Annotated in this window: 23 protein-coding genes; 20 read left to right on the top strand and 3 right to left on the bottom strand. The window is 71.6% G+C overall.

Annotation, left to right across the window (positions count from 1 at the left end; genetic code table 11):
• Positions 1-80: 80 nt before the first annotated feature.
• The 10 genes from rbfA to IE069_RS09125 all read left to right on the top strand — a co-directional run bounded on the left by rbfA (position 81) and on the right by IE069_RS09125 (position 10150).
• Positions 81-557, top strand: coding sequence for a 30S ribosome-binding factor RbfA (gene rbfA, locus IE069_RS09170; RefSeq protein WP_189349843.1), 477 nt, complete (start codon positions 81-83; stop codon positions 555-557).
• Entirely contained in the window at positions 554-1477 is a 924-nt protein-coding gene (gene truB / locus IE069_RS09165) for a tRNA pseudouridine(55) synthase TruB (protein ID WP_189349842.1), read from the top strand. The genes rbfA and truB overlap by 4 nt, the downstream gene beginning before the upstream one ends.
• A 51-nt stretch (positions 1478-1528) precedes the next feature.
• A complete protein-coding gene (locus IE069_RS09160; RefSeq protein ID WP_189349841.1) occupies positions 1529-1903 on the top strand; it encodes a hypothetical protein in 375 nt (124 codons plus the stop codon).
• The gene (locus tag IE069_RS09155; RefSeq protein ID WP_189349840.1) at positions 1900-2346 is read left to right on the top strand and encodes a hypothetical protein; all 447 of its coding nucleotides are present in this window, start codon (positions 1900-1902) and stop codon (positions 2344-2346) included. Before IE069_RS09160 ends, IE069_RS09155 begins: the two co-directional genes overlap by 4 nt.
• Before the next feature lie 92 nt (positions 2347-2438).
• Positions 2439-3398, top strand: a complete 960-nt coding sequence (locus tag IE069_RS09150; RefSeq protein WP_189349839.1) for a bifunctional riboflavin kinase/FAD synthetase — start codon at positions 2439-2441, stop codon at positions 3396-3398.
• Between the two features lie 9 nt (positions 3399-3407).
• Positions 3408-4220: a class I SAM-dependent methyltransferase gene (locus tag IE069_RS09145; protein ID WP_229791048.1), complete on the top strand. Its 813-nt coding sequence runs from the start codon at positions 3408-3410 to the stop codon at positions 4218-4220.
• Between the two features lie 123 nt (positions 4221-4343).
• A complete protein-coding gene (gene rpsO / locus IE069_RS09140) occupies positions 4344-4613 on the top strand; it encodes a 30S ribosomal protein S15 (protein ID WP_189349838.1) in 270 nt (89 codons plus the stop codon).
• Positions 4614-4952: 339 nt separating this feature from the next.
• Positions 4953-7184, top strand: a complete 2232-nt coding sequence (locus IE069_RS09135; RefSeq protein ID WP_189349837.1) for a polyribonucleotide nucleotidyltransferase — start codon at positions 4953-4955, stop codon at positions 7182-7184.
• 13 nt (positions 7185-7197) lie between these two features.
• The gene (locus IE069_RS09130) at positions 7198-8547 is read left to right on the top strand and encodes a M16 family metallopeptidase (protein WP_189349836.1); all 1350 of its coding nucleotides are present in this window, start codon (positions 7198-7200) and stop codon (positions 8545-8547) included.
• Between the two features lie 106 nt (positions 8548-8653).
• Positions 8654-10150: an alanine/glycine:cation symporter family protein gene (locus IE069_RS09125; protein WP_189349835.1), complete on the top strand. Its 1497-nt coding sequence runs from the start codon at positions 8654-8656 to the stop codon at positions 10148-10150.
• Positions 10151-10225: 75 nt separating this feature from the next.
• Here IE069_RS09125 and IE069_RS09120 read toward each other — a convergent pair whose 3' ends face one another.
• Positions 10226-10513, bottom strand: coding sequence for a MoaD/ThiS family protein (locus tag IE069_RS09120; RefSeq protein ID WP_189349834.1), 288 nt, complete (start codon positions 10511-10513; stop codon positions 10226-10228).
• Positions 10514-10533: 20 nt separating this feature from the next.
• Positions 10534-11685 (bottom strand): GTP 3',8-cyclase MoaA, encoded by a 1152-nt coding sequence (moaA, locus tag IE069_RS09115; RefSeq protein WP_189349833.1) that lies wholly within the window; start codon positions 11683-11685, stop codon positions 10534-10536.
• Between the two features lie 122 nt (positions 11686-11807).
• Here moaA and modA point away from each other — a divergent pair, with 122 nt between their 5' ends.
• From modA to IE069_RS09070, 9 genes are read left to right on the top strand one after another with little or no spacing between them, the layout of a single operon-like run.
• Positions 11808-12566 carry a molybdate ABC transporter substrate-binding protein gene (gene modA / locus IE069_RS09110; protein ID WP_189349832.1) on the top strand — a complete coding sequence of 253 codons (759 nt, stop codon included), beginning with the start codon at positions 11808-11810 and terminating at the stop codon, positions 12564-12566.
• The gene (locus IE069_RS09105) at positions 12563-13432 is read left to right on the top strand and encodes a molybdate ABC transporter permease subunit (protein WP_229791047.1); all 870 of its coding nucleotides are present in this window, start codon (positions 12563-12565) and stop codon (positions 13430-13432) included. Before modA ends, IE069_RS09105 begins: the two co-directional genes overlap by 4 nt.
• A gap of 4 nt (positions 13433-13436) precedes the next feature.
• The gene (locus IE069_RS09100) at positions 13437-14705 is read left to right on the top strand and encodes a molybdopterin molybdotransferase MoeA (protein WP_189349831.1); all 1269 of its coding nucleotides are present in this window, start codon (positions 13437-13439) and stop codon (positions 14703-14705) included.
• Positions 14702-15220, top strand: coding sequence for a cyclic pyranopterin monophosphate synthase MoaC (moaC, locus tag IE069_RS09095; protein WP_189349830.1), 519 nt, complete (start codon positions 14702-14704; stop codon positions 15218-15220). Before IE069_RS09100 ends, moaC begins: the two co-directional genes overlap by 4 nt.
• Positions 15217-15714, top strand: a complete 498-nt coding sequence (locus tag IE069_RS09090; protein ID WP_189349829.1) for a MogA/MoaB family molybdenum cofactor biosynthesis protein — start codon at positions 15217-15219, stop codon at positions 15712-15714. Before moaC ends, IE069_RS09090 begins: the two co-directional genes overlap by 4 nt.
• Entirely contained in the window at positions 15704-16156 is a 453-nt protein-coding gene (locus tag IE069_RS09085; RefSeq protein WP_189349828.1) for a molybdenum cofactor biosynthesis protein MoaE, read from the top strand. The genes IE069_RS09090 and IE069_RS09085 overlap by 11 nt, the downstream gene beginning before the upstream one ends.
• Before the next feature lie 10 nt (positions 16157-16166).
• A complete protein-coding gene (gene dapB, locus IE069_RS09080; RefSeq protein WP_189349827.1) occupies positions 16167-16925 on the top strand; it encodes a 4-hydroxy-tetrahydrodipicolinate reductase in 759 nt (252 codons plus the stop codon).
• 19 nt (positions 16926-16944) lie between these two features.
• Complete coding sequence (locus IE069_RS09075) at positions 16945-17397, top strand: tetratricopeptide repeat protein (protein WP_189349826.1); 453 nt, start codon at positions 16945-16947, stop codon at positions 17395-17397.
• Between the two features lie 55 nt (positions 17398-17452).
• Positions 17453-19972 (top strand): excinuclease ABC subunit UvrA, encoded by a 2520-nt coding sequence (locus IE069_RS09070; RefSeq protein WP_189349825.1) that lies wholly within the window; start codon positions 17453-17455, stop codon positions 19970-19972.
• Here IE069_RS09070 and IE069_RS09065 read toward each other — a convergent pair.
• A complete protein-coding gene (locus IE069_RS09065) occupies positions 19962-21170 on the bottom strand; it encodes a heparan-alpha-glucosaminide N-acetyltransferase domain-containing protein (protein WP_189349824.1) in 1209 nt (402 codons plus the stop codon). The two genes, IE069_RS09070 and IE069_RS09065, sit on opposite strands and share 11 nt — an antisense overlap.
• A 63-nt stretch (positions 21171-21233) precedes the next feature.
• Between IE069_RS09065 and dapA the strand changes: the two genes are divergently transcribed.
• Complete coding sequence (gene dapA, locus IE069_RS09060) at positions 21234-22151, top strand: 4-hydroxy-tetrahydrodipicolinate synthase (RefSeq protein ID WP_189349823.1); 918 nt, start codon at positions 21234-21236, stop codon at positions 22149-22151.
• The last annotated feature ends 5 nt before the right edge of the window (positions 22152-22156 follow it).

Raw genomic sequence — 22156 nt, 5'->3', positions numbered from 1 at the left:
CGGGCACCGACACAGGGGTGCCCGCCGTCGTCGGCTCATTGATAGGTTCAACCCAGCTTCAGATTTCCAAGGAGGCCATCATGGCTGATCAGGCACGCGCGGCTCGACTGGCGCAGCGCATCAAAGTCGTCGTCGCCCAGGCGCTCGGCCGAGTCGTCAAGGACCCGCGCCTCGAGACCGTCACGGTCACGGACGCCCGCGTCACGTCCGACCTGCAGCAGGCCACCGTCTACTACACGGTCTTCGGCGACGACGCCGCCAAGGAGGACGCCGCGCGCGGCCTCGAGAAGGCACGGGGCGTGCTGCGCAAGGAGGTCGGGCGCAACCTGACGATCCGGCTGACCCCGACGCTGGAGTTCGTCCCCGACGAGGTCCCCGTCAACGCCTCGCACCTCGAAGACGTCCTCCGCAAGGCCAAGGAGCGCGACGCGGAGGTGGCCGCCCTCGCCGAGGGCGCGAGGTTCGCCGGCGACGCCGACCCCTACAAGAAGGCCGTCGACGAGGCCGACCTCGAAGAGGACTTCGACGACGAGCCCACGGAGGAACCGCGGGCGTGACAGGCAAGCGCGAGAACACCGGCGGCGCCGCACGCGTCCAGAACACCGCATCCGGCCTCGTCGTCGTGGACAAGCCCAAGGGGTGGACGAGCCACGACGTCGTCGGCCGGATGCGGCGCCTGGCCGGCACCCGGAAAGTCGGCCACGCGGGGACCCTGGATCCGATGGCGACCGGAGTGCTCGTCGTCGGCGTCAACAAGGCGACCCGCCTGCTGACCTACATCGTCGGCGTGGACAAGACCTACGAGGCGACCATCCGGCTCGGCCAGAGCACGGTCACGGACGACGCCGAAGGCGAGCTCGTCCAGCAGCGCATCGCCGCCGCGGTCACGGAGGAGTCCGTCGCGGCGGCGGTCGGGAAGCTCACCGGCGACATCATGCAGGTGCCCTCCGCGGTCAGCGCCATCAAAGTCGCCGGCGAACGCTCCTACGCGAGGGTCCGCAAGGGAGAGAACGTCGAGCTCGAGGCGCGTCCGGTCACCGTCGGCCGCTTCGACGTCCACGAGGTGCGGCGCCTGCAGGGCGGGAAGATCATCGACGTCGACGCCACGGTCGAATGCTCCTCCGGGACCTACATCCGCGCCCTGGCCCGCGACCTCGGCGAGGACCTCGGCGTCGGCGGGCACCTGACGGCGCTGCGGCGCACCAGGGTCGGTCCCTACGCCCTCGACGTGGCCCGCACCATGGAGGAGCTGGCCGACGAGTTCGGCATGCTCGACCTCGACACGGCCGCCCGCGCGCTCTTCCCCAACCGGCAGCTCACGGACCACGAGGCCGCGGAGCTGTCCTTCGGGCGGAGGATCGATCCCAACGAGAGCGACGAGATCGTCGCGGCGGTCGCCCCGGGCGGCACCGTCGTCGCGCTCCTGAAGAACAAGGGCGAGGCGGCACGGCCGGAGATCGTCTTCGCCGCCTCCTGACCGCCGCACCCACCGCACGCACGCCCTCGAAAGGGAGCTGAACCCGAAACCGTGATCGCCTCAGGATTCTTCATCGCGGGAGCCGTCGTCTGCCTGGCGTCGCTCGTGATCTCCGTCGTCGCGACCATCGTCCGCCAGTACCCGGACGACGTCGCGATCCTCTCCGTCGCAGCCGTCGAGCTGTTCCTGATCGTCTACTCGATCGCCGCCGCCGCACGCCAGATCGGCGGGGAGCCGATCGTCGGCGAGGCATGGGAGTTCTGGGGCTACGTCCTCACGGCCCTCATCGTCCCCGTTGTCGCCTTCTGGTGGGCCGTCACCGACAAGACCAGGTGGTCCAACCTGGTTCTCGCGGCCGTCGGGGCCACGGTCTTCGTGATGCTTGTCCGCATGGAGCAGATCTGGCAGGGGGGTGTGTTCGCATGAGCGAGCGGCAGACTGGACTGGGACGCATCATCATCGCGGTCTACGGGGTCTTCGCTCTGTCGGCATCGGCCCGCGCCGGATACCAGATCGCCACGGACTTCGGCGAAGCCCCCGTGGCGTATCTGCTGTCCGCGCTGGCCGCCGTCGTCTACATCGTGGCGACCCTCGCGCTGGCGTCGAAGAAGCCCGGAAGCTGGGCGCTCTCCACGGGCGCGGTCGTGTTCGAGCTGGTCGGCGTCCTCGTCGTCGGTGTCCTCAGCTTCGCGGTGCCGCAGCTCTTCGCGCACCCGGCGGTCTGGTCCCACTTCGGCAACGGGTACGGCTACATCCCGCTGCTCCTGCCGGTCCTCGGTCTGTGGTGGCTGTTCCGTCACCGGCCGGCCGAACCAGCCGGGCGGGCCGGGCAGGCGGCGCCGGATCGGTCGGAGGAGGCCGGGGCGTAGCCGCGTTCCTGCGCCACGTGGCCTTGCGGCCATAATAGAGTCGGTGGCGGCCGCTGGCGGCCACCGCAGATCTTCGAAATCGAAGGAGAAACGTGCAGCACTGGACTGGCATCGACGCCGTACCAGCCGGGTTCGGGCCCGCCGTCGTGACCATCGGGAACTTCGATGGCGTGCACCGCGGGCACAGCGCCGTCCTGCAGCAGCTGGTCGACGAGAGCCGGCGCCGCAGCGCCCGGTCGGTCGCCATCACGTTCGACCCCCACCCGCGCCGGGTCCACGCTCCCGACAGTGCCATGGAGCTCATCACGGGACTGACCGACCGGGTGGAGCTCATCGCCGAGTCCGGGCTCGACGCCCTGCTGACGATCCACTACACCCTCGAATTCTCCCGGGCCACGGCGGAGGAGTTCGTCCGCAGCATCATCGTGGAGAAGCTGGGCGCCTGCGCCGTGGTGGTCGGCCACGACGTGCGCTTCGGCTCCGGCAACCACGGGGACTTCGAGACCATGGTCGAGCTCGGCCGCCGCTACGGCTTCGAGGTCGTCGGCATCGACGATGCCGGCCACGACCGCCGCTGGTCCTCCACCTGGATCCGCGAGGCGCTGAACACCGGCGACGTCACGACGGCGTCCGAGGTCCTCGGCCGTCCGCACCGCATGCGCGGAGAGGTCGTGCACGGCGCCGCCCGCGGCCGGGAGCTCGGTTTCCCGACCGCGAACCTCTCGCCCGAAGCGACCGGCATCATCCCGGCGGACGGGGTCTACGCCGGCTGGCTCGTGGACGCCGCGGGCACCCGCTGGCCCTCCGCGATATCGGTTGGATCGAACCCGACGTTCGAGGGCGTCAGCCGGCAGGTCGAGGCCCACGTGATCGACCGCCCCGACGAGAGCATCGAGGACTTCGACCTGTACGGCCAGCAGGTCGTCGTCGAATTCGTCGAGCGGCTGCGGCCGATGGTGGCCTACAACGGGGTCGAGTCGCTGATCGATCAGATGAACGACGACGTGGCGAAGGCCAGAACGGTCCTCTCCGCGGACGCCGCGACCGCCTAGGCCGGATCCGTGAGCGCAGTCGACCGGCCGGTCCCGAACCTGCCCTCGCGTGCCCCGAGCATCCGCTCCGAGCACGGGGAGGCCTTCGAAGAGGGGGCCGAGCACTACGACCTCGTCCGCCCGGGCTACCCGGAGGCGGCCGTCGGCTTCCTGCTCGGCGGGGTGCCGGGCGCGCGGGGAGCGGGCCTCGACGTGGTCGACCTCGGCGCCGGAACCGGCATCCTGACGGCACAGCTCGTCGAGCGCGGCGCGGTGGCGACCGCGGTCGACCCCTCCGCCGACATGCTGCGCGCGCTGCACGCCAAGCTCCCGGCCGTCGCGTGCGCCCGCGCCGGCGCGGAGGCGACGGGGCTGCCGTCGGCGAGCTGCGACGTCGTGGTCTGCGCGCAGGCCTGGCACTGGGTCGACCCGGACGCCGCGACCGCCGAGGCGCTGCGGCTGCTGCGCCCGGCGGCGGCGGGCCGCCGGCCGGCCCTCGGGCTCGTCTGGAACCAGCTCGACGTGACCGTGCCCTGGGTCCACCGCCTGGCCCGCATCATGCACGCAGGCGACGTGCACCGGCCCGAGTTCGAACCGCCCAAGGGGGCTGGACTCGGCCCGTGGGCGCGGCACGAGGAGCACTGGGCGCAGGCGGCGACCCCCGGGTTCCTGATCGAGCTCGCGAAGTCGCGGGCCTACTACCTCCGGGCGACGGAGCAGACGCGGGCCAGGGTCGTCGCGAACCTCCGCTGGTACCTCCACGAGCACCTCGGCTACGGGGCCGACGAGCACCTCGAACTGCCGTACTTCACGCACGCGTGGCGGGCGGAGGCCACGGGATAGCGCGCCGCGGGGGCTCGTCCAAGAGTGGTAGACTGGTCGCTGGTGCCCGCTGCAGTCCGCGGTGGAGGGTGCCGGCGCCACTTCGGCGTCCAACATGTTCGCGGTACAACTCTAGGAGTTATTGTGGCCCTCGACGCCGCCGTCAAGACGCAGATCATGACCGATTTCGCAACCCACGAGGGCGACACCGGTTCGCCCGAGGTTCAGATCGCTGTGATGACTCGTCGCATCTCGGACCTGACCGAGCACCTCAAGGAGCACAAGCACGACCACCACACCCGCCGCGGCCTGATGGCCCTGGTTGGTCGCCGTCGTCGTATGCTCAGCTACCTGAAGCGCGTCGAGATCGAGCGTTACCGCTCGCTCATCGAGCGTCTCGGCCTCCGCAAGTAGGGCTCACGCCCCACCGCGAGGTTGGACACGGAGGCGGCGCCCCGGCCTGGATGTTTTCCAGTTCGGGCCGTCGCCTCTAGTCTGTACTGGGGGGGCTTCGATTTCCCCCGACAACTGAATACACGTTTTCATGACAATGGAGCGCAGTCCGAGCATCAGCATTCGCGGTCCTCGGTAGTGGTTTACGGGGTCGTCCGGCACAAGACCGGGCCGGCGCCGTGGGCCTCGATCGAAGACCGGGTGCACTCGTCCCGCCCGCCGCCTCCGCGCCGGGCCGGGACGCAGGACGAAGATGCGTCGGCTACCGCTCCGTCCCCGACAAGAGATGGAGAAGACACTTTGTCTGAACTTCAATTCGCCGAAGCCGTGATCGACAACGGCCGCTACGGCACCCGCACCATCCGCTTCGAGACGGGCCGCATGGCCAAGCAGGCCGCCGGCTCCGCGCTCGTGCTCATCGATGAGGACACCTCGATGCTGTCGGCGACCACCGCCGGCAAGAAGCCGCGCGAGGGCTTCGACTTCTTCCCGCTGACCGTGGACGTCGAGGAGCGCATGTACGCTGCCGGCCGCATCCCGGGCAGCTTCTTCCGCCGCGAGGGCCGCCCCTCGCAGGAGGCCATCCTGGCGTGCCGCCTCATGGACCGCCCGCTGCGCCCGACCTTCGTGAAGGGCCTGCGCAACGAGGTCCAGGTCGTCGTGACCGTCCTGTCCATGAACCCGGACGACCTCTACGACGTCGTGGCCATCAACGCGTCCTCCATGTCGACGCAGCTCTCCGGCCTGCCGTTCTCGGGCCCGATCGGCGGCGTGCGCGTGGCCCTCGTCGACGACGGGGCCGGCGCCCAGTGGGTTGCCTTCCCGAAGCACAGCCAGCTGGAGGACGCCGTGTTCTCCATGGTGGTCGCCGGTCGCCAGACCGAGGACGACATCGCCATCATGATGATCGAGGCCGAGGCCACGGACAACTCCTGGAACCTCATCAAGGAACGTGGCGCCACGGCCCCGACCGAAGAGGTCGTGGCCGAGGGCATCGAAGCCGCGAAGCCGTTCATCAAGGTCCTGTGCGAGGCACAGGCCGACCTGGCCGCACGCGCCGCGAAGCCGACCGTCGAGTTCCCGGTCTTCCGGGACTTCGAGGACGACGCCTACGCGGCCGTCGAGGCCGAGGCGACCGCCAAGCTGACCGAGATCTTCCAGATCGCCGACAAGCAGGAGCGGGACGACGCCTCCAGCGCCTACCGCGACGTCGTCGTCGAGGCACTGGCCGGCGAGGGCAAGTCCTTCGAAGGCCGCGAGGGCGAGGTCGCGAAGGCCTTCGGCGCCCTGACCAAGCAGGTCGTCCGCCAGCGCATCCTCACCGAGCAGAAGCGCATCGACGGCCGCGGCCTGACGGACATCCGTCAGCTCACCGCCGAGGTCGAGGTGCTCCCGCGCGTGCACGGTTCCGCGATCTTCGAGCGCGGCGAAACCCAGATCATGGGCGTCACCACGCTGAACATGCTCAAGATGGAGCAGCAGATCGACTCCCTGTCGCCGGTGACGCGCAAGCGCTACATGCACAACTACAACTTCCCGCCGTACTCCACCGGTGAGACCGGCCGCGTCGGTTCGCCGAAGCGCCGCGAGATCGGCCACGGCGCCCTCGCCGAGCGTGCCGTCGTGCCGGTGCTGCCGAGCCGCGAGGAGTTCCCGTACGCGATCCGCCAGGTCTCCGAGGCCCTCGGCTCGAACGGCTCGACCTCCATGGGCTCCGTCTGCGCGTCCACGCTGTCGCTGCTGAACGCCGGCGTGCCGCTGCGCGCACCGGTCGCGGGCATCGCCATGGGCCTGGTCTCCGACCAGGTCGACGGCGAGACCCGCTACGCCGCGATGACCGACATCCTCGGTGCCGAGGACGCCATGGGCGACATGGACTTCAAGGTCGCCGGCACGAGCGAGTTCGTCACCGCGATCCAGCTCGACACCAAGCTCGACGGCATCCCGGCCTCCGTGCTGGCCGCCGCGCTGAAGCAGGCCCGCGAGGCCCGCCTGCACATCCTGGACGTCCTGAACGCCGCGATCGACGCACCGGACGAGATGAGCGAGTTCGCACCGCGCATCATCTCGGTGAAGATCCCGGTGGACAAGATCGGCGAGGTCATCGGCCCGAAGGGCAAGATGATCAACCAGATCCAGGAGGACACCGGAGCCGACATCTCCATCGAGGACGACGGCACCGTGCTCATCGGCGCGACCAGCGGCGAGTCCGCAGACGCCGCCCGCTCCGCGATCAACGCCATCGCAAACCCGCAGATCCCCGAGGTGGGCGAGCGCTACCTGGGCACGGTCGTCAAGCTGACGACGTTCGGCGCCTTCGTCTCGCTCATGCCGGGCAAGGACGGGCTGCTGCACATCTCCGAGCTGCGCAAGCTCGCCGGCGGCAAGCGCGTCGACGATGTCGAGGACGTCGTCTCGGTGGGCCAGAAGCTGCAGGTCGAACTGACCAAGGTCGACGACCGCGGCAAGCTCTCGCTGACCCCCGTGGTCGCCGAGGACAAGGCGGAGGAGTCCGCCGAGGACGCCTCCTAGGCAGCCCGGCTTCATGGCTCTGGTTCCCCTCGACGGGTCGAGCTCCACCATCCTGGCCGGGGAGGCCGGCGGCGCAGTAGTGCGCCGCTCGGTCCTCCCCGGCGGGGTGCGGGTGCTGACCGAAGCAATGCCCGGACTCCGTTCGGCGACGATCGGCTTCTGGGTCGGCGTCGGCTCCCGCGACGAGTCGCCGGGAACCTACGGGTCCACCCATTTCCTCGAGCACCTGCTGTTCAAGGGAACCTCTCGCCGCGACGCGATGGACATCGCCTCCGCCTTTGACGAAGTGGGCGGCGAGTCCAATGCGGCGACGGCCAAGGAGAGCACGTGCTACTACGCGCGGGTTCTCGACACCGACCTGCCGTTGGCGATCGACGTGATCGCCGACATGGTCACGTCCGCCGTGCTCGACGCCGACGAGCTCGAGCAGGAGCGCGGCGTGATCCTCGAAGAACTGGCGATGGACAACGACGACCCGGCCGACGTCGCCCACGAGCGTTTCGTCGCCGCGGTCCTCGGCGACCACCCCCTCGGCCGCCCGATCGGCGGCACGCCAGACGAGATCAACGGCATCACCCGCGACGCGGTGCTCGACCACTACCGCCGGTACTACACGCCGGCGGAGATCGTCGTCACCGCCGCCGGGTCCCTCGACCACGACGACGTCTGCGCCCAGGTGCTCACCGCTCTGCAGGAGGCCGGCTGGGAGCTGCCCGACGGGGCGCGACCCGTGGAGCGACGGGCCCACGCCCCCTCCCGGATCGACGGGCAGCACACGGTCGACGTCGTCCGGCGTCCGGTCGAGCAGGCGCACATCGTCATGGGCTGCCCCGGCATCATCGCGACCGACGAGCGGCGCCAGATCATGAGCGTGCTCAACGCGGTCCTGGGCGGCGGCATGTCCTCACGGCTCTTCCAGGAGGTCCGCGAGAAGCGCGGCCTCGCCTACTCCACCTACTCCTTCTCCGCGGCATACTCCGACGCCGGGTACTTCGGCATGTACGCCGGCTGCTCGCCTGCGAAGGCCGGTCAGGTCGTCGAGCTCATGGGGGAGGAACTCCGGAAACTCGCCGGGGACGGAATCACCGATGCCGAGCTGAAGAAGGCCGTCGGCCAGCTCTCCGGCGGGCTCGTGATGGCCCTGGAGGATCCGGGCTCGCGCATGTCCCGGCTCGGGCGCGCCGAACTGGTGACCGGGCACTTCCAGGACATCGACGAGACCCTCGCGAAGGTCCGGGCCGTCACGGCGGAGGATGTCAGGCGCCTGGCCGCGGACCTCTCGGGCCGCCGTCGCACGGTGACCGTCGTGGGGCCGTTCTCGGACGCCGCCGAGATCGGGCTGGGAGCCGGCGTCCCGGAATAAACCTTCCGTTTGTGGTTAGCATGGTCTACTGGTTGTGACGGTCATCACTGTCGCGACCGGTAGACCACCGCACGCTGAATCACAGCATTGAGAAGGTATCCGCATCATGAATTTCGACGCCATCGAAGAGTGGCTGGGAACGATCTCCGGATTCGTCTGGGGCCCGTTCTTCCTCATCCCACTCCTGCTCGGCACGGGCCTCTACCTGACGATCCGCCTCGGCGGGCTGCAATTCCTCAAACTGGGCGCCGCGCTCAACCTGGGCATCCTCCGCCGCAAGGACCCGGACGCCAGCGGCGACATCTCCCAATTCCAAGCCCTGACCACGGCGCTCGCGGCCACCGTGGGCACCGGCAACATCGTCGGCGTCGCCACCGCCCTGAGCATCGGCGGCCCCGGCGCGCTCTTCTGGATGTGGATCACGGGCCTGGTCGGCATGGCGTCGAAGTACACGGAGGCCTACCTCGGCGTGCGCTTCCGCCGCACGGATGCCGCGGGTGAGAAGTCCGGCGGCCCCCAGCAGTACCTCGAGCACGGCATCAAAGGACCGGTCGGCAAGGTGCTGGCCATCAGCTTCGCGATCTTCGCGCTGCTCGCCTGCTTCGGGATCGGCAACATGACCCAGGGCAACGCGATCGCCGAGAACGTGCAGAACACGGTGGGGGTGCCGACGTGGATCACCGGCGCGGTCCTGACCGTGCTCGTGCTCGTCGTCCTGGTCGGCGGGATCAAGTCGATCGGCCGCGTCACCGCCGGCGTCGTACCGTTCATGATCGTGCTCTACGTGGTTGCCGCCGTCGTCATCCTGCTGATCAACATCTCCGAGGTCCCGGCGGCGATCGCCCTGATCTTCACCGACGCGTTCACGGGAACCTCGGCGGTCGGCGGCTTCGCCGGGTCGGCGATCATGCTGGCCGTCCAGTTCGGTGTGGCCCGCGGCCTGTTCTCCAACGAGTCCGGCCTGGGCTCTGCAGCCATCGCCTCCGCGGCGGCGCAGACGACCCACCCGGTCCGCCAGGGGCTCGTGTCCATGACGCAGACGTTCATTGACACGATCATCGTCGTCACCTGCACCGGCCTGGTCATCATCTCGACGGGAGTCTGGCAGGCCACCGACGCCGCCGGCGAGCAGATCTCCGCCGGCCTGATGACTGGAGAGGCGTTCGCGACGGCTCTGCCGGGGGAGTGGGGCCACTGGATCGTGACCCTCGGCCTGGTGTTCTTCGCGTTCTCGACGATCCTCGGCTGGGCCTACTACGGCGAACGAAACGTCGACCGTCTCGTCGGGCGCAAGGGCGTCATGCCGTTCCGCGTCCTGTTCGCGGTCATCGTGTTCATCGGCTGCACCGTCCCGCTGTCGCTCGTCTGGACGTTCGCCGACGCGATGAACGGCTTCATGGCCGTGCCGAACCTGATCGGCATGATCATCCTCTCCGGGCTCGTCGCCCGGGAGACGCGGCACTACCTGAAACACGACCCGAAGCTGGTCGCCTCGAAGGAGGAGGTCGAGGCCTTCATGTCGGGTCGGCCCGGGTGGGACGACTGGAAGGCCGGCGACCGCGTCGGCTCCTCCCACGAGTCCCACCACGCGGGCGGTTCCTGACGCCGATCCCGCAGTACGACGGCGGCCGTTCCACCTTGTGCCGGTGGGGCGGCCGCCGTTTCGTCGGGCCGGGTCTCAGCCGCCCGCGAAGGGAGGCAGGACGTCGACGACGTCGTCAGCGGCCAGCCTCCGCGTCAGCTCGCGTTCGGAGACCTCGTTGACGAGGAACGTCGACCGGGAGAGGACTCGCTCGAGTGACGGCGTCCGGCGCAACTGCCCGGGTCCGGGCTCGGCGGGCGGGTGGTTCTCGCCGAGGCGTGCCAGAACGGCGGAGAGCGTGAGGGAGTCGAGCGTGGACGGATCGAGGTGCTCCTCGGTGCGCCCGGCGGCGGCGGCGGCCGCCGCGAAGTAGCGGATCAACACTGGGTAACGGGTTCCTGCCTCTAGCCGCCGATGGCGCTCATCGAACGGTCGGGTTGTACGAAATCGTCGTCGCCGAGCCCCGTGTGGTCCATGCCGTGGGCGCGCGGTTTGCCCCACATGGCCTCGCGCCAGCGGTTCGCGACGTCCTCGTCGGTGGCGTCCGAGCGCAGCAGGTCCAGCAGGTCGGTCTCGTTCCGGGAGAACAAGCAGGCCATGATGCGGCCCTCGGCCGTGATGCGGGTGCGCCGGCAGTCGGTGCAGAACGGCTCGGTCACGGAGGCGATGATGCCGACGATGCCCTCGACGCGCCCGGGGTCTGAGGCCCGGGCGACCTGGAAGCGCTCGGCCGGCGCCCCGTCGCGGGCGCGCGGGTCGGGCGAGAGGGTGAAGCGGCTCGCGAGCGACTCGCGGATCTCGGCGGAGGTGACCATGTTCTCCTTGCGCCAGCCGTGGTCGGCGTCGAGCGGCATCTGCTCGATGAAGCGCAGTTCGTAGCCGCGTTGCAGGGCCCAGTCCAACAGGTCCGGTGCTTCGTGGTCGTTGACGCCGCGCATGAGCACGGCGTTGATCTTGATCGGCGTCAGCCCGGCCGCGTGGGCGGCGGCGACCCCGTCCAGCGTCGCATTCAGCTGGTCGCGGCGGGCGAGCTCCTTGAAGGTGGACGCGTGCAGCGTGTCCAGCGAGACGTTGATGCGGCTCAGCCCGGCCGCGGCGAGGGCCTCCGCCTTCTTCTCGAGCCCGACGGCATTGGTCGTCAGCGAGATCGGCAGCTCGGGGTGGTCCTGGCGGATCGCCGCGATGATGTCGACCAGGTCGACGCGCACGAGCGGTTCTCCGCCCGTCAGCCGGAGTTCGCGGACGCCGAGGTCGCGGACGCCGATCATGACGATCCGGCGGACCTCCTCGGCGGTCATGAGCTTGGACTTGGGCAGCCAGGCCATGCCGTCGGCGGGCATGCAGTAGGTGCAGCGCAGGTTGCACTTGTCGATCAGGGAGATGCGCAGGTCGGTGGCGACGCGGCCGAACCGGTCGACCAGGCCCTGCTGCTTCTCGCTGAGCTCCGGCGGACGCGGCCCGGCGGGCGATGCGGGGGCCGGTTCTTGGCGCGCGCCGACCGGGTCCACGGCCCGGATGGGCAGCGAACGGCGTGCCGGAGAACCAGAGGCGTTCATCCCTCAAGGGTATCCGCCCGAGGGCGCGATGCATAAGGTCTGTGTCGCCGCGGTTCGGGTCGGCGGCGTCCCGGCCCCGTGACCGGGGACGATGCCCGCCGCGGGGCGCTAAACTCGCCGGTATGCAGTTCTTCTCCTGGCGGCCGGCGCCCCGAGCACGCCGGCGGTCGGCCCTGGCGGCCCTCGGCGCCCTGGCCCTGGCCGCCTCCGGCTGCGCGGCGGGCCCCGACCCGGTGGTATTCGCCGCGCCGTCGTCGTTCACGGACGTCGCCCCGCGGCTCGCGGACGCGTACGCGGCGTCCCACCCGGGCGCGCGGCCCACCATCACCCTGGGGTCCTCGGCCCAGCTGGTGCAGCAGGCCAACGCCGGAACGGCCCCCGACGTGCTGGTCACCGCCGACGAGCGGGCCCCCGACGCCCTCGTGGACCCGGGCGCCTACGAGTCCTTCGGCTTCGCCGCCAGCAACGCGCTGGTCCTCGTCGCCGGCGAGGTGCCGCCGCAGGACGACGACTTCGCCGCCTGGCTGCCCGAGGCGCGCCTCGCGCTGTGCGCGCCCGACGTGCCCTGCGGGCGGGCCGCCGACGCCTGGCTCGCCAGGCACGGGCTGCAGGCCGCCGTCGCGGACGCGTCGCTCGAGGCCAACGTGCGGCAGGTCCTCACCAAGGTCTCCAGCGGGCAGGCCGACGCCGGATTCGTCTACGCGACGGACGCCGCCACCGACGAGAGTCTTCAGACGGTCGCGCTGGACGGCGACGCCAACCGGTACCCCGTGCTCGTCGGCGAGGGCGACGCCGCCCGGAGCTTCGGCGAGTGGCTGCTCGGCGACGAGGCGCAGGAGATCCTGCGCGGGGCCGGATTCGGGGAGGGGGCCGCCGGGTGAGCCACCCCGAGACGCCGTCGCCCCGCCTCATCCGCGCGATCACCCCCGGCTGGATGTGGGTCCCCGCGCTGATCGCGGTCGCCGCCCTCGCAGGGCCCGTCATCGCCCTGGGCGCGGCGACCGACCCGTCCCGGCTGGTCGGCGCACTGACGGCGCCGGCGGCGCGCGATGCCGTCGTGCTGTCCCTGGCGACGTCCGGCATCTCGACGGCGATCTGCCTCTTCCTGGGCCTGCCGCTGGCGGTGCTGCTGCACCGGCTGCGCGGGCCCGGGTGGCGGTCCGCGGTGCTGGCCGTGCTGCGGCTCGTGCTGGTGATCCCGCTGGTGCTCTCCCCGGTGGTCTCGGGCCTGGCCCTGCTCCACCTCTGGGGCCGGCAGGGTCTGGCCGGCCAGGGGCTCGAGGCGCTGGGGCTGTCGGTCGCCTACACGCCGGCCGCGGTGGTGCTGGTCCAGGTCTTCGTCGCGCTGCCGTTCCTGACGGTCGCCGCGCTCTCCAGCCTCGAGGGGGTCGACGGCGACCTCGAACTGGCCGCCGCCAATTCGGGCGCCTCCGCGGCCCAGATCCTGCGCCACGTCACGTTCCCGCTGGCGGCACCCGGCATCGTGCTCGGGGCCCTGCTGGCCTTCGCCCGCGCCCTGGGCGAGTACGGCGCCACGATCACGTTCGCCGGATCCGTCGCCGGGTCCACCCGCACCATCCCGCTCCAGATCGAGCTCGCGTTCAACTCCTCCGACCCGGAAGCGGCCCTCGGACTCGCGCTCCTGCTGATCGGCTTCTACCTGCTCGTCATCGGCTCCGCGGCACTGGCCGTCCTCCTGCTGCGCCGCGGGCGGGAGGACGGGCGCGCCGGGCGGCCCCTAGGATGAGTACATGAGCCGTTTCCGCCGCAGCGTCGCCGAGCACGCCGCACTCGTCGCGGACCTGATGCGCGAGGTCCCCGTGCCGACCCGGCAGGCGCCCCTCGCGGACGCCCTGGGGCGCGTGCTCGCCGCGGACGTGGCCGCCCCGATCCCGCTGCCCGTCTTCGACAACTCCCAGATGGACGGGTACGCCGTGCGCGCCGCCGACCTGGACGGTGCACGGCTGGCGATCGGCCGCCCGATCGCCGCCGGCGCCCCCGGCGGGCCGCTCGCCCCCGGGACCGCCGCGCCCATCATGACCGGCGCGCCCGTTCCGGACGGGGCGGACACGGTCGTGCCGGTGGAGGCGGCCGACCCCGACGTCTTCCCGCCGTTCGTCGCCGACCGGACCCTGCCGCACGACGACGGCGCCCGCGTCGCGCTGCCGGCCCCGCCGGCGACGCGGCCCGGCCAGTTCGTCCGCCGCGCCGGATCCGACGTCCCGGCCGGCGGGCGCGCACTGCGCGCCGGCGACCGCATCACGGCCCGCCACGCCGGGCTGGCGGCGGCCCTCGGGCTGGCCCGGCTGCCCGTGATCGCCGCGCCCACGGCCCTGCTGATCGCGACCGGCGACGAGGTCGTGGCGCCCGGGGGAGACCTCGGACCCGGGCAGATCTTCGACGCGAACACGACCCTCCTCGCCGCCTCCCTGGCCGAGGCCGGCTGGGAGGCGGCCACGCTCACCGTGGACACCGACGACCCGGAGGACTTCGCCGCGGCACTGCGCGCCGCCGTCGTCCGCCACGACCCGGCGGTCATCCTCACCAGCGGCGGCATCAGCGCGGGCGCCTACGAGGTCGTCAAGCTCGCCCTCGGGGCGGGGGGCCACAGCGTGGAGTTCGGTTCCGTCGCGATGCAGCCCGGCGGGCCCCAGGGCGCCGGCCGGCTCGACGTCGGCGGACGGACGGTGCCGCTGCTCGCGTTCCCCGGGAACCCGGTGAGCGCGTTCGTCAGCTTCGAGATGTTCCTGCGCCCCGTCCTCGTCGAGCGGTTCGGGGCGCGCCCGCGCCCGGCCGTGACCGCGCGTCTCGCCGGCGCCGCGGACAGCCCGGCCGGGAAGCTGCAGGTGCGCCGCGCGCGCTACGCGGCGGACGGCACCGTCGAGCTGCTCGGCGGGCCCGGATCCCACCTGCTCGCCCCGCTCGCCGACGCCAATGCGCTGGCGCTGATAGACCCCGAGACCACGCGCGCCGACCCCGGCGCGAGACTGAGCACCATCCTGATCGGAGAGATTCAATGACCACCGATGCACACCCCGACGGGCCGGAGCCCGCGGGCCTGACCCATGTGCGGGCCGACGGCACCGCCCACATGGTCGACGTGTCCGAGAAGCCGGAGACCACCCGCGTCGCCACGGCGCGGGCGCTCGTGCGCACCCGGGCCGACGTCGTCGCGATGCTCGCCGACGGCTCCCTGCCCAAGGGGGACGCCCTCGCCGTGGCCCGCGTCGCCGGCATCATGGCCGCCAAGAAGACCCCCGAGCTCGTCCCGCTCTGCCACCCGCTGCCGATCTCCAAGGTCACGGTGGACTTCGCGCCGGCATTCGAGGGCGACGACGCCGTCATCGCCGTCGAGGCGATGGTCAAGACCCGCGGGGTGACCGGGGTCGAGATGGAGGCGCTGACGGCGGCCAGCATCGCCGCATTGACCGTGTACGACATGATCAAGGCGGTCGACAAACACGCCGTCATCGAATCCACGCGGGTGCTGGCGAAGTCCGGCGGCAAGTCCGGGGACTGGGAGGCGCGGGCATGAGCGGGTGCGAACCGCGGCCGGCGCGGAAGGCGGCCATCCTGATCGCCTCGACGCGCGCGGCCACAGGCGTCTACGACGACGAGACCGGGCCCGTGCTGCGCGACTGGCTCGACGACCACGGGTTCGACGTCGTCAACCCCGTCGTCGTGCCCGACGGGGCTCCCGTCGGCTCGGGGCTGAAGGCGCTGCTGGCGCTGCGCCCGCGCGTGGTCTTCACGAGCGGCGGCACGGGCCTCAGCCCGGACGACGCGACGCCGGAGATGACGTACCCGCTCCTCGACCGGGAGGTCCCGGGGATCATGGAGGCGATCCGCGCGGCCGGCCGGGAGAAGACCCCGTACGCCGCGCTCTCCCGCGGGTACGCCGGCATCGCCGGCCAGACCCTGATCGTGAACCTGCCCGGCTCGCCCCGCGGCGTCATGGACGGTCTGACCGTGCTCGCGCCGCTCATCGAGCACCTGTGCGAGCAGCTGGAGGGTGGACATGGGCACTGAGGCGGGGAAGGCGGGCGTCGTCGTGTTCGCCGGGGTGAGCTCCGAACCCATCGACCAGGCGGGCGCCTGGGACGCCGTCGAGACCGAGGCGACGGGCGCCGTCGTCACCTTCGGCGGGATCGTCCGCAACCACGACGGCGGCCGGGCCGTGACGCGGCTGAACTACAGCGGGCACCCCACCGCCGACGCGAAGATCGCCGAGCTGGCCGCCGCGGTCGCGGCCGAGCACCCGGGGACGCGGCTCTGGGCGGCGCACCGGGTCGGCGAGCTGGAGGTCGGGGACCCGGCGCTCGTCGCCGCGGCCGCCAGCGCGCACCGGGGCCAGGCGTTCGATGCCTGCCGGGCCCTGGTCGAGGCGGTCAAGTTCGGGGCGCCGATCTGGAAGGAGCAGTTCTTCGGCGACGGCGACACCGAATGGGTCGGGATCGACGACCAGCGATAGCCTAGTGCGCATGACCAATCGCATCGCCGTCGCCGTTCTGGGCGCGACCGGCCGCATGGGCTCCGAAGCCGTGCGCGCCGTCGACGCCGCAGAAGACATGGAACTCGTGGCCGCCCTCGGCCGCAACGACCCCCTCTCGACGGTGCTCGACGCCGGCGCCACGCACATCGTGGACCTCACCGTGCCGGACAGCACCGAGGCCAACGTGCGCTTCGCCGTCGAGCACGGCCTGCACGCCGTGGTCGGCACCACCGGCTGGTCGGACGAGCGCCGCGCGGACCTGGCGTCCCTGCTCGAGGCCGCACCGGCGGTGGGGGTGCTGATCGCGCCGAACTTCGCGCTCGGCTCCGTGCTCGCGAGCGCGTTCGCCGCGCAGGCCGCCAGGTATTTCGAGTCGGTCGAGATCGTCGAGCTCCACCACCCGAACAAGGTCGACGCGCCGTCGGGCACCGCCGTGCGGACAGCCGAGCTGATCGCCGCCGAGCGCGCCGCGGCAGGCGTCCCGGCCAGCCCGGACGCCACGGAGACGTCCCTGGACGGCGCCCGCGGTGCCGACGTCGACGGGGTGCGCGTGCACGCCGTGCGTCTGCGCGGTCTGGTCGCCCACCAGGAGGTTCTGCTCGGCGGGGAGGGCGAGCAGCTGACCCTGCGCCACGACTCCTACGACCGCGCCTCGTTCATGCCCGGCGTGCTGCTCGGCCTGCGTCGGGCGGCCGGCAGGCCCGGGCTGACCTACGGTCTCGACGGCTACCTCGACCTGGGCAACTGAGGGGCCGGCGGCGATCATCGTGAAGACCAAATTCTGGGTCGGGGGAATCCTCGCCCTCTTCGTGTTCTACCTCTGGGCCTCCTTCGGCAGCGCATGGCGCTTCCTCTCAGCGGAGGAGCCGATGGCGAAGGTCATCGGCGCCGCGGCCCTCGTGCTGCCGCTCATCGGTGTCTGGATTCTCATCCGCGAGCTGCTCTTCGGCACCCGCACGCAGAAGATGGCGCGAATCCTCGAGAAGGAGGACCTGCTGCCCGAGGACGATCTGCCGCGCACGCCGTCGGGCCGCATCGTGAAGGAGGCCGCCGACGAGGCGTTCGTCGCCTACCGGGAGGAGGCCGAGGCGAACCCCGGCTCGTGGCGCAGCCTGCACCGGCTCGCGCTCGCCTACGACGCCGCGGGGGACCGCCGCAACGCCCGGACCGTCATGAAGCGCGCGATCGCGCTGTACCTCGAGGAACCGGCCCGGGGCTAGGGGCCGGTCACCGGCCGTAACCCCATCCGGGCGAGCCGTTGGTAGAGTGGGGCCGATGCAGAGCGAGCAGCCACCGGCCATCGGCCCGGACGCGGGGAGCGACGGATTCGTCCGCGTCCGCGGGGCCCGGGAGAACAACCTCCGCGACGTGGATGTCGACGTGCCCCGTGACGCCATCGTCGCCTTCACCGGCGTTTCCGGATCCGGCAAGTCCTCCTTGGCCTTCGGTACGATCTACGCCGAGGCCCAGCGGAGGTACTTCGAATCCGTCGCCCCCTACGCGCGGCGCCTCATCCAGCAGGGGCACAACCCCAAGGTCGAGGAGATCACCGGCCTGCCGCCGGCCGTCGCCCTCCAGCAACGCCGCAGCACGGCCACCTCCCGGTCCACCGTCGGCACCGTCACCGCCCTGTCCAACTCTCTTCGCATGCTCCTCTCACGCGCCGGTACCTATCCAGAGGACGCGGAGCCGCTGGACTCGGACATGTTCTCGCCGAACACCGCCGCCGGCGCCTGCCCCGAGTGCCACGGCCTGGGCGAGGCGCACACGATCGACCAGGAGCGCCTGGTTCCGGACGCCTCACTCACCATCCGCGATGGCGCCATCGCCGCCTGGCCCGGGGCCTGGCAGGGCAAGAGCCTGCGCGACATGCTCATCCACCTCGGCTACGACGTCGACGTCCCCTGGCGCGATCTCCCGGCGCCCGACCGCGACTGGATCCTGCTCACGGAAGAACGGCCCATCGTCGAGGTCACGCCGCTGCGCGAGCACAACGCGCGCCCCTACAAGGGGAAGTTCATCAGCGCCCGCAGCCACGTCCTGCACGTGGTGAACGAGTCCAAGAGCGAGACGGCCCGCAAGCGGGCCCTGTCGTTCATGCGGACCGGGCCGTGCCCGCGCTGCGACGGGACGGGCCTGACACGCGAGGCGCTCGCGGTGACCTTCGCCGGGCGGACGATCGCCGAGCTGGGCGCCGTCCCCCTGACGGAGCTCGCCAACATCCTGAAGCCCACGACCGAGCTCGTGGCGCCGGAGTCGGCCACGCGGCGCCACAGCTCCGGAGAAACCAACGAGGTCGCCGTCGCGATCACGTCGGACCTGTGCGCCCGGATCGACGTGCTGCTGGAGCTGGGCCTCGGGTATCTGGGGGTCGGCCGGGGCACGCCGACCCTGTCGCCGGGCGAACTGCAGCGGTTGCGCATCGCGACGCAGCTGCGCTCCGGACTCTTCGGTGTCGTCTACGTCCTGGACGAGCCGTCGGCCGGGCTGCACCCCGCCGATGCCGAACCGCTGCTCGCGCTGTTGGATCAGCTGAAGTCCTCCGGGAACTCGGTCTTCGTGGTCGAACACAATCTGGACATCGTCCGCAACGCAGACTGGATCGTCGACGTCGGCCCGCATGCGGGAGAGGGAGGCGGGCACGTCCTCTACAGCGGCCCCGTCCGCGGTCTCGCGGACGTGGACGCCTCCGCCACCCGGCCGTACCTGTTCCCGGCAGCGGGGGACGCAACGGCAGACGACGCCGGGCGCGCGCCGCGGGAGCCGGGCGGGCGGCTGCAGCTGGGGAACGTGAGCAGGAACAACCTGATCGAACTCGACGTGTCCTTCCCGCTGGGCGTGCTGACCGTCGTGACGGGCGTCTCGGGGTCCGGCAAGTCGACGCTGGTCGGCGACGTCCTCGCCGACGTCGTCGGTCAGCACGTCCACGCACGGGGAGACGAGCCGGGAACTCCGCGGGGCGGCGTCCGGGTGGCCGGCGAGGACCAGCTGGACCGGATCGTGACGGTGGACCAGAAGCCGATCGGGCGGACACCGAGGTCGAACCTGGCCACCTACACCGGCCTCTTCGACGCCGTCCGCAAGGAGTTCGCCGCGCTCCCGGAGTCCCGCCGGCGCGGGTTCGGTCCGGGGCGCTTCTCCTTCAACGTGGCGGGAGGACGGTGCGAGACCTGCCAGGGCGAGGGATTCGTCGCCGTGGAGCTGGTCTTCCTGCCGGGCAGCTACGGGCCGTGCCCGGACTGCGGCGGCTCGCGGTTCGAACCCGAGACGCTCGAGATCGCCTACCGCGGCAAGAGCATAGCCGAGGTCCTGGCCTTGTCGGTGGACGACGCTGCCGGCTTCCTGGCCGACATCCCGGCCGCCGCCCGCAGCCTCGACACCCTGCGCCAGGTGGGGCTCGGCTACCTCCGGTTGGGTCAACCCGCCACGGAGCTCTCGGGCGGCGAGGCGCAGCGGATCAAGCTGGCCAGCGAGCTCCAGCGCGTGCGGCGCGGGCGCACCCTCTACATTCTGGACGAGCCGACCACGGGTCTGCACCCGGCCGACGTCGAGGTCCTGATGGAGCAGCTGCACCGGCTCGTCGACGGAGGCGACACCGTGGTCGTGGTCGAGCACGACATGGCCGTCGTCGCCTCCGCCGACTGGGTCATCGACCTCGGACCCGCGGGTGGCGATGCCGGCGGGAAGATCCTGGCGGCCGGACCGCCGGCGACGGTCGCGGCCTCGGAGGCGAGCCGGACGGCGCCGTACCTCGCGAAGAGCCTGGCCGCTGGGGGCCGTCGACTCAAGCCCTGACGCCCGTCCTTCGGACCCCGGACGCGGCCCGGTGGACGATCGCCTCCAGGGGCCCGCGGATCGCGAGGAATCGGACGGCGACGCCGGCGACCAGGCAGGCGGCGGCGAACCACAAGTAGAGGTCCAGTCGCGGCATCGAGGCGGTGACATCGCTGAGCACGTCCAGGGCGATCAGGTGCCCGACGTACAGGGTGAGCGTGATGGTGCCGGCCCCGGTCAGGGGCCACAGGAGCGCGTCGCCGTAGCGGCCCAGCAGTGCGGCCAGCCCCATGGCCGCCAGCTGGCAGGCGCCCAGGGTCGCGAGCGCCGCGCCGGTCACGTGCAGCAGGTCCAGCGGCGCCGAGGTGTGCGGTGCGGCGAGGGCGAACCACCACGGGGAGTCCACCACCGGAGGGAAGTAGTAGCCGGTCTCCACTCCCAACTGCAGCTGGCGGGTGTCGAGCCCTGCCGCCGCTGCCAGCGACGGCGCCGCTCCCGGCAGCTGCAGCAGCCAGCGGCTGGAGACCTCGGCGACGGCGGCGAGCGCGGCCCCGCCGAGCGCCAGGGCGAGCGCGATCGGCGGCCGCGACAGGTCGAGCCGACCCGCCCAGAGGCCCACGAGCAGGAAGCCCACCCACACGACGACCGGGTAGTAGCCGGTGAAGAGGAGATCCGCGGCCAGCGTGGCCGGGCGGGTGAGATCGGCGAAGACCGGCGAGCCGCCGACGTCGTACGGGGCGACGCCCGCCATGACGAACGGCACCGCCGCGTAGAGGACGACGGGCGCGAGCACGAGCCAGCCGGCCGCCCACGCGGCCAGGGTGCGGGGCGCCGCCCCGAGGAACGGCACGGCGGCGAGGAAAAGCAGCCCGTAGTGGGTGAGGATGACGGCGACGTTCGTGTCGAGCATTCCGCACGCCAGGCCGATCCCGGCGATGAGCAGGGCCCGGACGACGACGCCGCGGCGGGCGCCGCCGAGTGGTCCGGCGGCGCGGGCCCCGCCGGTGAGGAGCGCCAGCCCGACGCCGGCGAGCACCGCGAAGAGTGCCGATGCACGACCGGCGAACCAGTCGGCGGCCCACGTGGGCGTGTAACCGCCGGTAGCATCCTGTGTGACCAGCGGCACAATGTGCGTGGCCATCATGCCCAGCAGCGCCAGGCCGCGGGCCGCATCGACCCCGGCGAGGCGGGGTTTTCCGGTGCGTCGCAGAAAGCTCATGCGGACCAGCCTAGGGTGTGCCGCGGGCCGCACCGCGCACGGCCAGGATGTAACGTAAGAGACATGCCTGAAAACGCCGCGAACACGCCCTCGTACGACTACCCGTTCGGCACGCTGTCGACCGCCATGGTGACCCCGTTCACCACCGATGGCGAGGTCGACTACGACGCGGCGGCCGCTCTGGCCAACAAGCTCGTGGACGACGGGTGCGACGCCCTGCTCGTGACCGGCACGACCGGTGAGACGTCGACGCTGACGGACGAGGAGAACCTCGGCATGTTCAAGTGCGTCGTCGACGCCGTCGGGGACCGGGCCAAGGTGTTCGCGGGTTCGACGACGAACGACACGCGGCATTCGCTGCACTTGACCAAGGAGGCCGCGAAGCTCGGAGTCCACGGAATCCTCGCGACCGCCCCGTACTACAACAAGCCGAGCCAGGCCGGCGTCCGCCAGCACATCGAGGCCATTGCGAACGCCACCGACCTGCCGGTCATGATCTACGACATCCCGGGCCGCGCCGGCATCGCGATCGCCACCGAGACCCTGATCGAGCTCGCGGCGCATCCGAACATCGTGGCGCTGAAGGACGCGAAGGCCGACTACCAGGAGACCACCCGCGTGCTGGCGAACACCGACCTGCACGTCTACTCGGGCGACGACGGCCTGACGATGCCGCTGATGGCCGCCGGCGCGGTCGGCGTCGTGTCCGTGACGGCCCACATCGCCACCCGGACGTTCCGCGAGCTGGTCGACGCCATGCACGCCGGCGATCTGGCGACCGCGCGGGCCAAGCACTTCGAAATCGACCCGCTGCAGCGGGCGGTCATGACGCACGTCCAGGGCGTCGTCGCGGCCAAGACCATCCTCACCTGGCAGGGCGTCCTGCCGAACCCGACCGTCCGGCTGCCGCTCGTCGCGGCGTCGGAGGCCGAACTCGCTCCCATCCGGGCAGACCTCGCGGAGGCCGGCTGGGACCTGTAGAAAGG

Source organism: Zhihengliuella salsuginis, from assembly GCF_014651715.1.
In the GTDB taxonomy this organism is placed as follows: Bacteria; Actinomycetota; Actinomycetes; order Actinomycetales; family Micrococcaceae; genus Zhihengliuella; species Zhihengliuella salsuginis.
This window is presented reverse-complemented; position numbering and strand designations above follow the sequence as displayed.

What these genes read in the sequence shown, in the direction of transcription:
- rbfA (WP_189349843.1), top strand. Translation starts at nt 81, where the DNA reads ATGGCTGATCAGGCACGCGCGGCTCGACTGGCGCAGCGCATCAAAGTC.
- IE069_RS09155 (WP_189349840.1), top strand. Translation starts at nt 1,900, where the DNA reads ATGAGCGAGCGGCAGACTGGACTGGGACGCATCATCATCGCGGTCTAC.
- IE069_RS09130 (WP_189349836.1), top strand. Translation starts at nt 7,198, where the DNA reads ATGGCTCTGGTTCCCCTCGACGGGTCGAGCTCCACCATCCTGGCCGGG.
- IE069_RS09125 (WP_189349835.1), top strand. Translation starts at nt 8,654, where the DNA reads ATGAATTTCGACGCCATCGAAGAGTGGCTGGGAACGATCTCCGGATTC.
- moaA (WP_189349833.1), bottom strand. Translation starts at nt 11,685, where the DNA reads ATGAACGCCTCTGGTTCTCCGGCACGCCGTTCGCTGCCCATCCGGGCC.
- modA (WP_189349832.1), top strand. Translation starts at nt 11,808, where the DNA reads ATGCAGTTCTTCTCCTGGCGGCCGGCGCCCCGAGCACGCCGGCGGTCG.
- IE069_RS09100 (WP_189349831.1), top strand. Translation starts at nt 13,437, where the DNA reads ATGAGCCGTTTCCGCCGCAGCGTCGCCGAGCACGCCGCACTCGTCGCG.
- moaC (WP_189349830.1), top strand. Translation starts at nt 14,702, where the DNA reads ATGACCACCGATGCACACCCCGACGGGCCGGAGCCCGCGGGCCTGACC.
- IE069_RS09090 (WP_189349829.1), top strand. Translation starts at nt 15,217, where the DNA reads ATGAGCGGGTGCGAACCGCGGCCGGCGCGGAAGGCGGCCATCCTGATC.
- IE069_RS09085 (WP_189349828.1), top strand. Translation starts at nt 15,704, where the DNA reads ATGGGCACTGAGGCGGGGAAGGCGGGCGTCGTCGTGTTCGCCGGGGTG.
- dapB (WP_189349827.1), top strand. Translation starts at nt 16,167, where the DNA reads ATGACCAATCGCATCGCCGTCGCCGTTCTGGGCGCGACCGGCCGCATG.
- IE069_RS09070 (WP_189349825.1), top strand. Translation starts at nt 17,453, where the DNA reads ATGCAGAGCGAGCAGCCACCGGCCATCGGCCCGGACGCGGGGAGCGAC.
- IE069_RS09065 (WP_189349824.1), bottom strand. Translation starts at nt 21,170, where the DNA reads ATGAGCTTTCTGCGACGCACCGGAAAACCCCGCCTCGCCGGGGTCGAT.
- dapA (WP_189349823.1), top strand. Translation starts at nt 21,234, where the DNA reads ATGCCTGAAAACGCCGCGAACACGCCCTCGTACGACTACCCGTTCGGC.